The 15,196-nt window shown below is 33.5% G+C and carries 14 protein-coding genes; 2 read left to right on the top strand and 12 right to left on the bottom strand.

From position 1 onward, the window contains the following. Positions 1–17: 17 nt before the first annotated feature. From IV73_RS05235 to IV73_RS05200, 8 genes are read right to left on the bottom strand one after another with little or no spacing between them, the layout of a single operon-like run. Positions 18–587 (bottom strand): hypothetical protein, encoded by a 570-nt coding sequence (locus IV73_RS05235; protein ID WP_057755882.1) that lies wholly within the window; start codon positions 585–587, stop codon positions 18–20. Beyond that, on the bottom strand, positions 571–1,155 hold the full coding sequence (locus IV73_RS05230) for a hypothetical protein (RefSeq protein WP_057755879.1): 585 nt from the start codon (positions 1,153–1,155) through the stop codon (positions 571–573). Before IV73_RS05230 ends, IV73_RS05235 begins: the two co-directional genes overlap by 17 nt. Before the next feature lie 15 nt (positions 1,156–1,170). Next, positions 1,171–1,596, bottom strand: coding sequence for a thioredoxin family protein (locus IV73_RS05225; RefSeq protein ID WP_057755876.1), 426 nt, complete (start codon positions 1,594–1,596; stop codon positions 1,171–1,173). After that, positions 1,589–2,881, bottom strand: coding sequence for a phage tail tip lysozyme (locus IV73_RS05220; RefSeq protein ID WP_057755874.1), 1,293 nt, complete (start codon positions 2,879–2,881; stop codon positions 1,589–1,591). The genes IV73_RS05225 and IV73_RS05220 overlap by 8 nt, the downstream gene beginning before the upstream one ends. Before the next feature lie 12 nt (positions 2,882–2,893). Then, complete coding sequence (locus IV73_RS05215) at positions 2,894–3,172, bottom strand: hypothetical protein (protein WP_057755871.1); 279 nt, start codon at positions 3,170–3,172, stop codon at positions 2,894–2,896. Beyond that, the gene (locus tag IV73_RS05210) at positions 3,173–5,122 is read right to left on the bottom strand and encodes a hypothetical protein (RefSeq protein WP_057755869.1); all 1,950 of its coding nucleotides are present in this window, start codon (positions 5,120–5,122) and stop codon (positions 3,173–3,175) included. A 6-nt stretch (positions 5,123–5,128) separates the two neighbouring features. Next, entirely contained in the window at positions 5,129–5,785 is a 657-nt protein-coding gene (locus IV73_RS05205; protein ID WP_057755860.1) for a hypothetical protein, read from the bottom strand. A gap of 2 nt (positions 5,786–5,787) precedes the next feature. Beyond that, positions 5,788–6,126 (bottom strand): hypothetical protein, encoded by a 339-nt coding sequence (locus tag IV73_RS05200; protein WP_057755858.1) that lies wholly within the window; start codon positions 6,124–6,126, stop codon positions 5,788–5,790. Positions 6,127–6,432: 306 nt separating this feature from the next. On the opposite strand from IV73_RS05200, the gene IV73_RS05195 reads away from it, so the two are divergent. Beyond that, positions 6,433–7,227 (top strand): ParA family protein, encoded by a 795-nt coding sequence (locus IV73_RS05195; RefSeq protein WP_057755856.1) that lies wholly within the window; start codon positions 6,433–6,435, stop codon positions 7,225–7,227. Next, positions 7,227–7,484 carry a hypothetical protein gene (locus IV73_RS05190; protein ID WP_057755854.1) on the top strand — a complete coding sequence of 86 codons (258 nt, stop codon included), beginning with the start codon at positions 7,227–7,229 and terminating at the stop codon, positions 7,482–7,484. Before IV73_RS05195 ends, IV73_RS05190 begins: the two co-directional genes overlap by 1 nt. Positions 7,485–7,518: 34 nt before the next feature. Here IV73_RS05190 and IV73_RS05185 read toward each other — a convergent pair whose 3' ends face one another. From IV73_RS05185 to IV73_RS05170, 4 genes are all read right to left on the bottom strand, one after another. After that, a complete protein-coding gene (locus IV73_RS05185) occupies positions 7,519–8,043 on the bottom strand; it encodes a hypothetical protein (protein ID WP_057755851.1) in 525 nt (174 codons plus the stop codon). Between the two features lie 67 nt (positions 8,044–8,110). Then, complete coding sequence (locus IV73_RS05180) at positions 8,111–10,282, bottom strand: pLS20_p028 family conjugation system transmembrane protein (RefSeq protein ID WP_057755849.1); 2,172 nt, start codon at positions 10,280–10,282, stop codon at positions 8,111–8,113. Between the two features lie 14 nt (positions 10,283–10,296). Continuing rightward, positions 10,297–13,302: a type IV secretory system conjugative DNA transfer family protein gene (locus IV73_RS05175; protein ID WP_083485558.1), complete on the bottom strand. Its 3,006-nt coding sequence runs from the start codon at positions 13,300–13,302 to the stop codon at positions 10,297–10,299. Continuing rightward, positions 13,303–15,183: an AAA family ATPase gene (locus tag IV73_RS05170; protein WP_057755844.1), complete on the bottom strand. Its 1,881-nt coding sequence runs from the start codon at positions 15,181–15,183 to the stop codon at positions 13,303–13,305. Positions 15,184–15,196 lie beyond the last annotated feature (13 nt).

Below are 15,196 nucleotides of genomic sequence, written 5' to 3'. Positions count from 1 at the left end.
TTTTTTTTTTCGATTTTTTACTTTAAGAGGTCACTATTTACAGAGATATCAAAAGTTCCAACTTGTTCAAGTTTAGTGATTTTGTTTTGTTTTACCGAGAACTCAACATTATATAATGATTGAACGTCTCTTTTAGCTTTCTTATCTAACTTTACAGAGTAATTAACAACAACTGTTCCTGCAATGCTATCTTTTGTTAAATAATTAGGAATAAAATCCATATCGTTAAATTGGCTTTGCAAACCAACCTGTTTAACCTTTTGATATTTATCAACTTTAAAAAGAGTTTTATCTTGATATACATTCTTTGCAGATGATGTCTGGACTAATTTTGATCGATTATTGTAGCTTGATTGATCGTCAAACGTATTGAATGTAGTGAAGAAATCATTAATGGATTGATTTGCTGCATTATATATTTTTCGATTATCAAGTCTTGATAACTTATTTTCATTTGATAATGTTGCTACCTTCGATGAAATATCACCAGATTTTTGATTAAGTGTCATTCCAAATACTAGCAAGGCAATAGAAAGTAAGAACATTAACACAGAGAATATAATGAATCTTTTATTTTGTTGTTTCATTTTGATTATCCTCCTGTTTAATTTGTCCAAACTCAATCTTAGTTACCTTATACTTACCATTATGAATTTTCATTTTTACCAGTACATTATGTGCAACATCATTATCCATTTTTGAATTGGATTTATTAGTTCCCTCTTGACCATTTAATTTAGTAACTTGATGCACATTAATCGTTCCAAATCCAGTTACCGAATTCCCATCAATATTATAGGTAATATCAGTACCAGATAGACTATTAAAATTGCCCCCCATTGGATTAAAAGTTAATGCAACAGCCTGATACATTGGACCCTTCATAACCGGATCACTCGAGAAATCTTTCTTATTAATCACCTTAAATGCATCATTAAGCGACCTCTCAAAAAAAATTTTTGGCTTATCTTGTATTGATAAGCTTTCTTTGCTACCTGATTTATGTCTATTTTCTGACTTCATAAATTTTTCATTATTTAACTTTGATTGACTATTTCTTACAGAAATTTCTTCCTTAACAACATAAGAAATACTAATACCTAATAATAAAGTTAGGATTATAAGAATGATTTGTTGAAATCTTTTATTGGTCATATTTACTACCTCAAACTAATTTAATATTTTCCCATTCATTATTTCTGAAATTTGATTTTTTTCTGTATCCTCATATCTAGAAATTTCATGATTATGATTAAACAGAATAAATGTAGGAACCTTATACACACTGTATTGATGTATCAACGCTTTGCCGGATTTAGAATTGGTACTAACTACTACGTAATTGACCTTATCTATATTAAGTAAAAGTTCTTTATTAACAAATTTAACTACACTTTTGCAATCACTACAGCCTTCTTTATGAAAAATTAGAATTGTTGGCTTAGATTGATTGTTATTGAATTTTTTGAGTTGTTCAATCGGATTTTTAGAATCCTGAAAATAGCTTTTTTTATACTCATTTAACCCTAAATTTGTTATTTTAAAAATTGATAATAAGGCAAGAATAATACCGGCAATTTTCATAAATTTAATCATTGGTATTATCCTCACTTTTATTCTCTGTATGGAATGGACCCGCTGGCACTACAAGTGGACCATCATTTGAAAGAATTCCTTCAGATTTTATTGCTTCAGCTGGGAAAAACTTTAAATACTTGGCAGGACTAATAATTCCAGCAGAATGCGGACCAAACCCGAACTGATTCATTGTATTCACTCCCACATGAACGTGAATACCTGTAGCTAAGCCAGTTTGACCTTCATGAGTAATATGTTGGCCCTTCTTTATTTTGTCCCCCTCACTTACAATAATCGCGTCAAGTGAAGGCGCATGACCGTAATAAACATATTTACCCGCTTCATCTTTTATAACTACATGATTTCCACCAATTGGATCAAATTGCTTAACAACCACCGTTCCGTCAGAAACAGAATATACATTTGACTCCTCACCATTTTCACTATGGTTCACAGTTTGAAAATCGACACCGTAATGTTCAGATCCAGCATCACCATTGTAATCGGGATACCCCCCCGTAATGTTATAGTCTCCATCAATAGGCATACCACTTGCGGTACCCGAACCACCAGAATCGCAAGTTGTCGAATCAGGTGAATTTCCCTGATCGATATCTCCATCGCCTGTATTGATATTTCCTTCAAAGTTAAGGTTAAACACTTCTTTGACTTCCTTAGCTGTTGCTCTAATTTGTTCCACTTTACGTTGTGGGTCTCCGACTCCCAAACCTTCAAAGTTTATATCCCAAGAATCTAAAGAGTCATTTAAATTAGCATCTTTCATATCCGTTAGGGTTTTTACGTGACTTGTCTTTAACTCACGTATAGCTAAAGTAACTTGAGATTCTACAGTATCTTCAGTATTGCCATAACGATTCCCATTGACTCCACCAGTTCCCCATTGCCAGATACCCTTAACCTGACCACCAGGATTAACAGCCTTAGGATTAAATTGACTTTCTCGTAATCCAATTGCTAATGGAGCCGCGATGTTATCACCGCTCATGCCTGCTTGAGTTTTAAATTGATCTGCTGCATACTGCATATCCTTATGGACTTGAGAATTAGGATCTTTCCAATTTCCTGCAATAGAATTTCCACCACCAATATTGCTATCGTTTGTATAACAACTTTCTTCACCCTGACTAGCCAAAATCAACAACAGGAAGCACATCAATGTAATCAACGCTGCTATCAAAATTGGTAACCCAAATTTCATTACCATCATTCTTCTGAACTTTTTTTTAGCAAAATTTGAACTACTTTTGTTTTGACTTGCTTGTTCAATTTCTTCATCATCCATCTCAAATCTCCCTTAAGAAACAAGCAATACAATGCAAAGAAAAACAAACGTTAGGATAATACAAATCAACAAAAATTCATATAATTTATTACTTACAACTGATTTATGTCGCTCAATACTATTCTCTTTATCCTCATCAAACTTATCTAATACTGCACGTCTCGCTTCCTCTCTAATCGTCTTTGGATTTTTATAATTGACGATTTCACCATCTGATTGGAGCAGACTTTTTACACTATTTTTAGCGAACCTACCAAGAGTTCTAAATGTACCAATTTTCTTCTCAACCATTTACATACCTCCACGGAAAAGATCTTTTTCTTCATCTGATAAGGCCATATTCATAAACGTGGACTGAGCTCCTTTGATGCTCAGAAGAAGTCCACCACGCTCTAATCCGTTTATCGTATTTAATTGGGAATCTGTAACTTCTGAAGAGGGTAACACTTTCCGCAATTTATTTGTCTGAGCCTTAGGTAGATTTAGTATTGCGTACGTTTGAAATTGCCCGAAGAAATTACGTGTTGCACGTGACTCTTCTGTATCTTTTTGAACACCATCCGGAATAACGTTTTCTAGTCCTGGGAAAATTGCCATCATACCAAAAAAGTTTTTTCCTTGTTGAGACATCATTCTATTTGCAAATGTAATACCAAGCGGATGGCCGGCATTAAAAATATCATCAGCTTCATCTTGAATCCACCAAAAATATGTTGGCATGGGCCCACGTCCTGTTTTGACGGATTCTTGAGTAAATTCATGATTTTCTAAACGTTGTCGCTGTTGATAACCATTAATCGTTACGTAAGCGTTCATAAGCGATAGGATATTAAAGTATTGAGCGTTATAAACTTTTTTATCTAGATTGGCAATTCCCGATGTATCAAACCGAACCACTTGTTCCTGCTGTAGATCAGGAACGTTTGTAACGGTATTAAACATTTCTCCATAATCAGATATTAGCGAATCAAAGACGGAATGAATATTTTCAAGTCTCTCTACTTCATTGGGACGCATATTAGCTGCATTAATCAATTTACTATGCAAATAATTGACAAAATCTTCTAAAATTGGATAATTCTCGTCTGGTAAATTGACTACTTTAATTTCCTCTGGATGCTCATCAGGAGAATATGACCACATTCTGCTTTGAATATAAAACTCGGTTAATTCATTGGTTAAAGTATTTAATTCATGAGTACCTGCTTCAGGATTTAATGTTGAATAAACTGTTTTAATTTTTTCAATATGAGTTCTAAATGATTGAATCTCGTCAATATCACCTTCAGGTGTTAAAACGGTTGCGAATACTTGAAGTAAATTAACATTGTTTTGACTTCCATCCATTGTCAAATGAATACCATACATTGATTCAACCAATTTTTCATACTCAAAACTTTTATCAAAAATCCACATTTTGTCTCCACGTGCCCATAAAGGTCGAATATTTTTCTTTGCCCACGAAGACTTACCCATCCGCACGTTCCCAACAACCAACATGTATGCAACCAATCGATGTCTTCCATCGTTATAACTCGGATCAAAAATCATTTCACCTTGCTGTAAACTAAGCCCCATATATGTCCCTCTAGGATCATTTAAGTATGAGTAATTAAATGGAAATGTTCCTGCTAAAGCATAAGCATTCATTGGAAATCCCTTATCCCGATTTCCTTCTTTTTCAATTTGCATCGCTGGAGTGAATATCTGGGAGAATTGCATTGCCATCTCACCAGAATAGATTCTAATATCAAAAGTTGACAGCTTTCGTTGCATCTCTGCTACTCGCTTCTTCAATTCTGGTAATGTTCGATCCATAACCATAATTCTTGTATAGACACGCTTAAAAGTCGCATTAGCGTTTATTACGGCATTTAAGTCGTCCATATTTGATTGGTATTCTTGACTAGCCGCCAGCTTTTTACTATCATCTTGCCATTTTGCATTAACAATACCTTGAGCATTAGCGGCTGCAGTCTTTAAACTGTGTTCAACTTTCGCTCTATCTTCAGTACCAATCTTTAATATTGAAATAGTATTTGATTGACTAAATAGATTTCTAAACCACCCCTGCCCTTGTTGTGTCTTAGGATAATCATAGACTGATAAAATAGTCATATACCCATCACCATATTGCACAAAATCTGAATGAAAAATTACTGGTTTACCATTTTCAATGTCCCTAAGAAACTCCAGATCATATCCTCTTGCTTCTAACTTTCTTGCGGTTGACGCTTTCATTATGTTCTACTCTCCTTCATCAATATTTTGAACTGGATCATTAATTAATTTTAATAACATCTCTATACGTTCGACGGATAAGGGAGTCGGATTTAAAGCTCCCCCACCTACCTCAATAAATTTCTCTCTTAACTCAATTGTTTCAGTAATTGTTTTTCCATGAATCAGCGCTGTATAGTCCTGGTGAGTAATAATATCTCCCGCACTCCGATTAATATAAATTTGATTCTCAGAAAATTTACGACGAGCTAAAATTTGATCATATCTTCGTGGATCATCATATTCAAATGACATTTCATTGTTGATTTTTTCGACATTATCAGCCCATGAAATTTGTTGTTGTGTTGTATCTGCCGGAAGTTGACTAATAATTACATCCCAATCATCTAGATAGACGTTTAGAAAATAGTGGTACTTGCGAATGACTTCAGCAGCACCATTATCACCATCAGAATTCATAAAATCTAAATCTTTACCAGGTATATTCAGAAAAGCCACAAATCCCAAATCATTCTTTAACTCCAACAAGTTTTCAGGTTTTACCAATCTCTTTGCATTGAAAAAATTGGTGAAATCAAATTCTTCTCTTTTGCGAACGGTAGAGAATACATCACCGATTGTTTTTGAAAGATTTTGCTTCTCTTTCTTTGTTGTCAACGCCATATCTATTCCTCCCAATCAAGTGGGTCAACTTTAATTGACCGTGAATAATCATTTAAATTACGCATAGTTACCTCTCGCCACATTAATTGATTTGGATGACTAGGTGCTGGAAGCACTAAAAAAATTGTCAGTAAAAAACCACAAATAATATAAACAACCCCTTGCCAGCCTAAATTATATGGAAATATTTTCTGTGCTGTAATAAGAACCAATAATCCGAAAACACCTAATACTCCAAGACGCTCTCCCGTTAGGAATAAGAATTTTGACATTTTCCGCCATATATTTCTCCCAGGATTAAATGTGGTGTATGGTTCTACATCATCATTTTGCTTACTCATATATAATTCCTCCATGTTTATTTCGTTCTGACGATTACAATTTAGCAAATTAAAAAAGACGAACCTAAAAGTCCGCCTTTTTTTTTCGATTTTTTATTGTTCTGAAACTGCAAGAACATAACATAATTTAAAATATATTGTGTTTAATATTATCCATCATAATTTAAATTATATTATTAAATATATTTAAAGATACATTGCAAAACATGTTTAATGTCATGTTATAAGTTATAATATATGTATATTAGATTTCCAATAACTTATATTTCGTTTTGACAGACTAATTTATAAGGATGGATTTTTAAAATGAATATTATTACTTTTTCAGCTTCAAAGGGTGGTGTCGGTAAGACCACGTTATCATTTAATTATGGCTCATGGCTTGCTTCAAAAGGATATAAAGTTATTCTCGTTGATACCGATTACCAAGCAAATTTAAGTTCCACGTTTAATATTTTTACCAATGAAAACACTTTATTTAACGTATTCACCGATGGTAATGTTGAAATCAGAAAGATTAATGATAATTTATCGATATTACCTGGAGCTCCAACTTTAGATAAACTTGAAGTCATTTTACAATCTAAAATTAATCGAGAATTCCTAATGATGATGTGGATGCAAGATCATGCTGATATGTTTGAAGAATTTGACTTTATGATTGTTGACACTCATCCAGAGTTCGGAACATTAACCAAAAATATGATTGCGATAAGTGATCATGTTCTTGTTCCTCTGGAACCATCTGAATATGGATTTACACAATCCAAAAATCAATACGACATACGAATGGATGAGTTTAAAAAAGAAGCGGTTGATCTAAAAACTAGAACTTCATTAATCGATGCTAAAGTTCACTATATTGCATCACGAGTTAAACATAACACTGCAAGTAGTCATGCTTTTGAAGAATCAATTAAAACGATACCAGGGTTTATTGCAAATATTCCAGAACGAGAAGTATTTAATACTTCCACTTTAGAAAAGAAACCAATTTTTGAATTAAATCATCAAAATACTCAATCAAACATTAATTTATTCAATACGATTGAGACACAATTTAACAATATTTTAAAAGCCACTCAGGAGGAAAATAGCTAATGTCATTCAATACCGTTTCAGTAGATACCTTTCAAAAAAATGATAATAAAGAACAAATGAAGAAGGCATTTGATAACACTCCTTCAATCGATCTTTCAAATAACTTTGAATTACCTAAAGCTAACCACAAAGATAAAAAACAAACATTTTCGTTTACAATGCTGCCTAATTCAAAAAAGAAGTTAGATAAACTAGCAAAAGATCAAGGGTTCAAATCGACATCTCTATTCCTTGAAGAACTAATTAATAGTCTATAAAAAATAAGGTGAGAATTTAATCTCACCTTATTTTTTATTTAATTTCTTTTAGTACAAGACTATTAGCAACATCATCATGCATATGTTTTACAGTATATAAATACGCATCCTTCGCTGAATCGAAATATGCCTCATCTGAAGAGTCAACGAAAGACAATTTATCATACGTATCAAAATTTTGACTAGTCCCTAAATCACTTGCAAAATTTACTTTTGCCTTACTCCCTAGCATAGTACCAATATTATCTTTATGTTCTTTTACAAATTGTTCATATTGATCTTTTGTCCAACTTGTTTTATATGCTACTCCATCACCTACATAAAGAACTGGTCCTTTATATTTTGAAAAAGAACTAGCTTTTTTCATCAGTTTAGACTCTTCTAAACTTTCAGAGCTTGCACTTGAAATTGAACTCTGATGTTCAACCGAAGAAGATTTTGCAGCCTGAACATCTGGATTGTTATTATTATTTTGCATAACAATAACCAGTAATAATATAATAATTAATACTCCAATACCTGAAAGTAAATACAGTAACTTTTTATTCTTCAATTCCATACTAACCACCTAAATTTAATATAATAAGTTTATTATATCATGTAATAGATATCTTCTAATTTAAATACTATAAATCATAATTTTTTTCAGAAGAATATGGGTCAGAATTATCATAATTAGTTCCAACATCGGCAAATTCATCAATTTTATAATTAAAATCATTTTCAATTGGTTTATTATTGCCATCTTGGGATTCAGTAAAATTATTATTTTCCAATCCATACGCATCTAAATTATTTGGATTGATATTTTGTTTACCATCATTATTTACCAGACTATTGATATTATCATGTCCATTATTACCATTATTCTGAATTCTTTCATTAACATTTTGATTAACTTTGGTACTTCTACCTGGAATTCCGGAACCACCTACTTTAGGATAATTATTTTTTTCACCCTCTTCACCCATAATCGCATTATTTATTTTGCTATTCTTAGTTTGAGCGGCATTTTCTGAACTATCTCCAATATTTTGAGGATTATCCCTACTTATAACTTCTTGGCCCATTATTGCTTTATTTAATTGATCATTTGTTTTTTCATTATTTTCAGCTCCAGCAGAACTATGTCGATCAATAAAATCATTCACAGAATTATTTCCATCATTAAATGCAGATTTGACACTATCTCCATAACCTTGTGCCTTTCCTTGAATTTCTGATGCCTTGTCCTTAACAGATTGAACACCATTTTGAAGTGATTGTTTACCTGCATCCTTGACAGCTCCAGGAATATTATTGGCATTTTTAGCCATACCAACAGTCTTACCAGCCATATTTGCTAATTTTTGGGATTTAGAAATATTTGCATTACTATTCCCTGTCGACGACTTACCACCATCTCCATCTGGTGATGCATTGTTAATTGCATCATTCTTATCACCGGCTTTTTTGAATTTATCCGCAAATCCCTCTAAACCTGGTGCACCAGAACTAACCTTAGATGCAACACCTTTAGCTGCACCAGTAATAGCCCTGGCAGCCATCATTGTACCAGCGACGCTTTGTAGTGAACTACCATGACCTGATTGTGTACCTGTCCATTCATCTATTAACGACATACTTCCCATTAATCCTTTGTATCCTGAAATCAATATCGAAATTGAGAGAATGGTAAATGGCCACCAGGATAATGGTTTAATTATTTCAAATCCAAAATTTACCCAAGCATAGAATAAAATTAGTGAAATTGGCATCATTGCCATTCCTGTAACACTTCCTTCAATAAGTTGTAAGACTTGAACTGCCTTCTTACCATGAACATCTCTTAAAGCAAAGTAAAGTATCGCTAATGTATAATAAGCCAATCTAAAGAACCTCAATAATAACTCAATTATTGAAAGGAATCCCACAACAATAAATACGATTTCACCACCAATTATGCCAATCCAATTTGCCTTAACTACTGGATATGTTTCGGAAAAAGTTTTACCTGTGGCCCAATTACCACCCGATAGATCTTGAACCTGATCATTAACACCCAACTTCTTTTTAAATACATCTTCGTCTTTATATTTATCAATGTCATCCATAGTTTCCGTAAATTGTGAACCTTTAATAACTGAAGATGCATCTCTCATTTCTTTACCTGACTTGGAAAGTGGTGAATAGTCCGAAATATCTTTGCCGTTTATATTAAATTTATCATCATTTAATTTAGTTAAACTCACACTATTATTTTTCCAAAGATTATCTACTGGGCTGACTGCAACATTTATTTCTGAATTAACTCCCTGTGCAATTGACATCATACTAGAAATTCCCATAGGTAACATTGCTATTATAATAGCTGATATAGCGATTCCTTTAGGCCAATCTTTCCCTTTCTTCCCACCGCTAATTGAATATTGAAACATTTGTACAGCCATTACTACAGCCATTACAACAAATCCAACTAATAACATAATCCAAATTAACTTCCCTAGATTATTACTAGTAAATACACCTGACAAACTTTGATCAACAGATCCATCATAATCTCGACTTGTACTAGTAAATATTTGTGAAAAATCCGAAAGTCTCCAAGCGGAACTCCATGCTTCTTGCACACCGTTTGCTAAATCGTAAAGTAAAACTGCAATTCCATGCATTATCCACTCCACAAAATTCAAGAATATATGTGGTGTAGGATTCAAGTAATCGATCCAGGCATTGTAAAAATTTGCATCTGGACCACTCTCTGGTAAGCTAGGAAGCTTTTCAGCAGCTACTAACGTTACCGAACTAATACCTAACATTTCTATCTCCTCTTCTAATAATCATCAGGATCATCATCAACATATTCACCATCGGCCAATATTGACCCTAATTGACTTAGTTCAATTTCACCTCTTAATACCTGATCAACTCCCCAAATTGCTTTCCAAGTTAGCATTAGATCATTATTAATATCTTTAATCGTAGGATTATTCAACATATATCCACCATTGAAGACGCTGCCCCAGGAAGAATTATCAGTTGGTATACTAGCTAATTTTGCTGCCTCAATCAGTGCTTCATGCGCTAATTGAACATCTTGACTAAATTCACTATTAATCAAGGTATATGAGCTATTGCGCTTAAAATCCGTTACTTGATCATCCATAGATTCAATTTGATCTTCTTCTTCATAATTATCAGAAATTGCACCATTTAAAGCTGTTAAAACATCTTCCACTTTATTCTTAATTTTGAAATTTGGCCCAAATTCATCTGATTGAACTTCTTGCTCTAATCTCAAATAGTATGGAGTGAAATCAATGAATAAATCTTTTTTATAATCAAATTGGATCGTTGCGCTATCAATCCTAAGATCAGAAGTATAATAATCCAAAGAAAATTTATGCTTCAAAAGATCTCTGGCATTAGGGAAATGATAAGGGCCTGATGCAAAGATTGGAACTGATTTAATCTTGTGATAATTTCCATCTAAACGTTTTGCAAGAGGTAACGTAATCATTTCATTATTTACCAAATTTTGTATTTCAACTGGATCTAACAACGGTACATCAACTCGGTTCATTTGACGATTTCCTCGATCATCATGATCTAGCCCAACCTGTGAGTTGACGCTCTCTTCTAAGACTTTAATAGTACCCAATGCATCAGATACTTCTTTATTAGTGTCCTTGTTGGGCGTTAAGACGTGGTACCAAGAAAGCGTATTATCATCAATTTCAGTAACTTCTTCTTTTGAATACTTTAACGATAATTGAGCAATTGATTGTAAATAAAGATCAACAATATGTCCATATGTTAATCCACGTGTCAAGAGATTATTAAATCCAGGAATACGTGGGAACATTGAGAATTCGTTAAGCTTATAAAGAATTGGATTAGTTAGTTTTCGTCTAGTAATATTTGATGCAATACTCGTTGTAACCGAAAAAACCTGACTGATGAATAACGTCGCAATAGCTGCGTAGTTGTCATTATCTTGAGGTGTAATAATAAAGACTGCACGTGGCTTCTCAGAATAACGTAAACTTACATTACCTTCACCATAAAAAAGTTTTTGATTAATTTCATCTGTCACAATATTTTGGATAGGTTGTTTTGTATATTCGTCTTTAAAAATTCGACCACCGAGTATACGTTTCTTTTCCTTATGACCGATAATGTTAATTTCATCTTCTCGTATATTATGAGGATTTTGCTTATCATCAAATGACACTACTATGGCCCAATTTTCAGGGAATTTTTCTTTAAATGGATATTGAACAATTCCTGCACGTGTTGCTCTCACCTTATCTTCCTCAAGAAAATCATCCTCACTTTGCGCTGATTGATCATACAAGCGTATCTTAGCTACTCTTTGAGAATAATTTGCATCAAATTTAATCTTTAACATCCGAGGATAAGCCATATCCATTACATTTAATGAATTACTTGCAGTTAATCTTGCAACGTTCTCACTGGCAAATAGCATTGATCGAGATTGTAAAGTAAACATAACCGAAGTTTTTGTATCCCCAGTAGATCCTAAATACGATCCCGCCGTTAAGAGAATTTCATTAATTAGTGGTGTGTGCTCTCTCTTTCTCAACATTTCTAAATACTTTGTGAGCCCATCACTATCTTGATCAGAATATTCATTTAATGAATTAATAAATTGTGGAACTCCAGACGGAGTTGCTAATTTAGGGTCATTATTCTCAATTGATAATAGTAATAGAATCAAAATTACAGATTGTTGAGTTGCTTCAGCCGTCTTATCCCAAACATCACTATTACCTTTATTACTGTCTGACCCAATAATTTGAACAACCTTCGAAACTTCAATTTTTGCATGATCTAAATCACCATCCATAGCATAATCAAGTGCCAATTGGAAAGGGTTGAATGTCTGTGATTGGTCGACATCCATAATATTTAGAGATATAACATCGAATCCAGCTTCTCTCAATGCCTTATAACTCATCTTGAAATCTTCATTTTTGGCGTCGGTGTCAATGATGTTCCAAGGCTGCAAGGATCGACGAACAATATCAATTAATGGATACCCACGCATTTGATCTTTTCCTGACCGTGTAGCACCTGTGGTTTTAGAATGAGTTGCATCTGTGTCAATCCAATAAAAACCAGAAAAACCACCTTTTACGTTAAATTGACGTTTATACCATTTTGGGAAACGTTTCATCAATTGTGGACGAATTTCCTGATACCATTTTGGAAAAATTTCTTTATTCAATCCCAATGGAGCTTTTAGTAGTTGTCTAGTCCAAAGTAATGGATGCAGTAATAAAATCCGCCAATTTAGTCCACCCATGTGTGCAACAGGTTGACCAGGCTTTCCTGGATAATATTTATTTCGATCAGGGATCAACGTGTATATGGAGTCAATCTCTCGATAATCTGCAAAATGATTTGCATTTTTAATCCGATTTGCATAGAGAGTAATCCAGTTATACCAACGTTTAATTATTAATGACCACATTGCAAATAACCATATCGCAAACATCAAAATCTTATCCCACACTGGGGTATTTAATAACTCACCAACTAACGGCTTAGGCTTAAAAGACATTAATCCACTATGAACAATTCCATTCCAATCTATTGTCACATCCATATGTGCATTTTTTTGGGCAAGTTTGGTAACGATTTCTTCTAGCCCGATTTGAATTTGTTTTGCTAAATTACCAATTAACAACACAATGATCGTTACAATAATAATCATCATAGAAAAATATATCAACCTAAACCATCGACGACCACGTAATCTAACAAAATCTTTTCGCCTCAAATTACGCCTCTGTGCATATCTTCTTCTAATCATTTAGTTCCCTCCTTTCATAAGTTGTGGCTCAAAAATACTTGATACAGCAATTTCCCAATCTCCATATGGACGATCTTTTTGGGGCCCTTCACCAAAGGCACGAAATAAAAATGTATTAGCACTCTCTTTATGTGTAATACGTTGCGTCATAATGGCATTAGATAGATAAGTTTCAACGTACCTATTAATAACTTCATCAAGAGGACGCACTCCCTGACTTAGTTCATAACCTTTATCCAAAAGAAACTCTACTATTGAATTTGATTTGATCTTTTGACCTTCACCATCTAATTCATAACCCTCATCAATAGTTGGAATATACTTGATCAAGTCTGTTTCTTTATATAAAATTTGAAATCCTTGTTTTTTTGCTTGTTTGTTCAATTTATCTAATTTAATTTCGACAATTTTTTTAATGTCGTCTCCAATTAATGGATGATAGATAATAATATTTCCAATCCGACTAATAAATTCAGATCTGAATCCTGCTGTTTGCATCGCATTCTTAAATTCAGCAATAAACGTTTTATAACGTCTTTCATCCATACGATATTGCTCACTCTTAGAGTCACGTTTTAAAACCATGTTCGCATTAATATTTGACGTCATAAGAATAATCAAATCTTTGAAATTAATTTGACGACCATAGTCATCAGTCAATCTTCCATCATCTAAAATCTGCAATAGGATGTCCAAAACCTCTGAATCAGCTTTATCAATTTCATCTAAAAGTAATACTGAATATGGATTATTTTTAACCTTGCTAGAAAGCATAGTTTTGAATTTTGGAACTGCACGTTCAGGTATTTTAAACTCAGACATATCAAGACGAATCATGTTGCTCTCACTTCCAAACATTCCTTCTGCAAGTGCTTTAGCCGTCTCAGTTTTTCCTACACCAGTTGTTCCAGCAAGAAAGAATGAAATTGGTTTTGACATATCACCTAACCCTGCTGAACGCGACCAAATACGATTAACAATCGTTTCAATTGCTTCATCTTGCCCAATAACACGACTTTTTAGTCTTTTTTCTAACATTAAGAGGCGAGAACTCACACCTTCTGCTAAGACTGAAACTGGAATATTGAATTTTTCATGTACCACTTCAATCAGATCTGACGGTTGTAATTCAGTATGTTGATTATATTCTGCCGTTGATGAAGCTGATGCTAATAGGGCCAAGGCTTTATCTGGGAAAAATTTATCCGAAATAAATCTTGTCGCAAAATCTACGGTCTGATTTACCATTTCTACACTAATATCAACATTATGCTTTCGAGTAAATCGCCAACGTGTATCTTCAAGAACATCAATTGTCTCTTCAGGAGTAAATTCAGGAACGTCTACTTCCTCAAGTCGTCGTTGTAAGGCACCGTCTTTTTCAATCGAACGATGGTACTCATCTATGGTTGTTGCCCCTATAACTTGTATCTCTCCACGTCCTATTGCCGGTTTCAATAAGTTCCCAACATCTTGCATCGATCCCTCTGATGCTCCAGTTCCCACAATCTGATGTGCCTCATCAATAAATAAAATATATTTATCTCGATTTGCTGCTATTTCTTCAATTAATTGGCCAAACTGAAAAGCATAATCGGCATCACCGGATTTACCATTAATTCTAGTAAGATCTAATTTTAAAATAGTTTTACCAAATAATGGGTCGTTTTTACTTGACTCCAAAATATATGTGGTTAATCCTTCAATAATTGCTGTCTTACCGACGCCAGGTTCACCTACTAAGATCGCTGATGATTGGCCATCTTGATTTAAAATGACTCTAATACGTTTGATAATATTTTCTCGATTTATCACTTTATAGCGGTTAATATCGAGTGCTACCTTTTCATTTAAATTCTCTGTAAACTTTGAAATATACATTTACTTTCACCAC

The sequence above is a fragment of the Weissella kandleri genome (assembly GCF_001438705.1).
Taxonomy (GTDB): Bacteria; Bacillota; Bacilli; order Lactobacillales; family Lactobacillaceae; genus Weissella; species Weissella kandleri.
The sequence above is the reverse complement of the archived record's forward strand: the minus strand, read 5'-3'. Positions and strand labels throughout refer to the sequence as shown.

Excerpts from the sequence above, each read along its gene's own strand:
- IV73_RS05220 (WP_057755874.1), bottom strand. The coding sequence starts at position 2,881 with ATGGATGATGAAGAAATTGAACAAGCAAGTCAAAACAAAAGTAGTTCA.
- IV73_RS05230 (WP_057755879.1), bottom strand. The coding sequence starts at position 1,155 with ATGACCAATAAAAGATTTCAACAAATCATTCTTATAATCCTAACTTTA.
- IV73_RS05235 (WP_057755882.1), bottom strand. The coding sequence starts at position 587 with ATGAAACAACAAAATAAAAGATTCATTATATTCTCTGTGTTAATGTTC.
- IV73_RS05215 (WP_057755871.1), bottom strand. The coding sequence starts at position 3,172 with ATGGTTGAGAAGAAAATTGGTACATTTAGAACTCTTGGTAGGTTCGCT.
- IV73_RS05225 (WP_057755876.1), bottom strand. The coding sequence starts at position 1,596 with ATGATTAAATTTATGAAAATTGCCGGTATTATTCTTGCCTTATTATCA.
- IV73_RS05195 (WP_057755856.1), top strand. The coding sequence starts at position 6,433 with ATGAATATTATTACTTTTTCAGCTTCAAAGGGTGGTGTCGGTAAGACC.
- IV73_RS05170 (WP_057755844.1), bottom strand. The coding sequence starts at position 15,183 with ATGTATATTTCAAAGTTTACAGAGAATTTAAATGAAAAGGTAGCACTC.
- IV73_RS05180 (WP_057755849.1), bottom strand. The coding sequence starts at position 10,282 with ATGTTAGGTATTAGTTCGGTAACGTTAGTAGCTGCTGAAAAGCTTCCT.
- IV73_RS05205 (WP_057755860.1), bottom strand. The coding sequence starts at position 5,785 with ATGGCGTTGACAACAAAGAAAGAGAAGCAAAATCTTTCAAAAACAATC.
- IV73_RS05190 (WP_057755854.1), top strand. The coding sequence starts at position 7,227 with ATGTCATTCAATACCGTTTCAGTAGATACCTTTCAAAAAAATGATAAT.
- IV73_RS05210 (WP_057755869.1), bottom strand. The coding sequence starts at position 5,122 with ATGAAAGCGTCAACCGCAAGAAAGTTAGAAGCAAGAGGATATGATCTG.
- IV73_RS05185 (WP_057755851.1), bottom strand. The coding sequence starts at position 8,043 with ATGGAATTGAAGAATAAAAAGTTACTGTATTTACTTTCAGGTATTGGA.
- IV73_RS05175 (WP_083485558.1), bottom strand. The coding sequence starts at position 13,302 with ATGATTAGAAGAAGATATGCACAGAGGCGTAATTTGAGGCGAAAAGAT.
- IV73_RS05200 (WP_057755858.1), bottom strand. The coding sequence starts at position 6,126 with ATGAGTAAGCAAAATGATGATGTAGAACCATACACCACATTTAATCCT.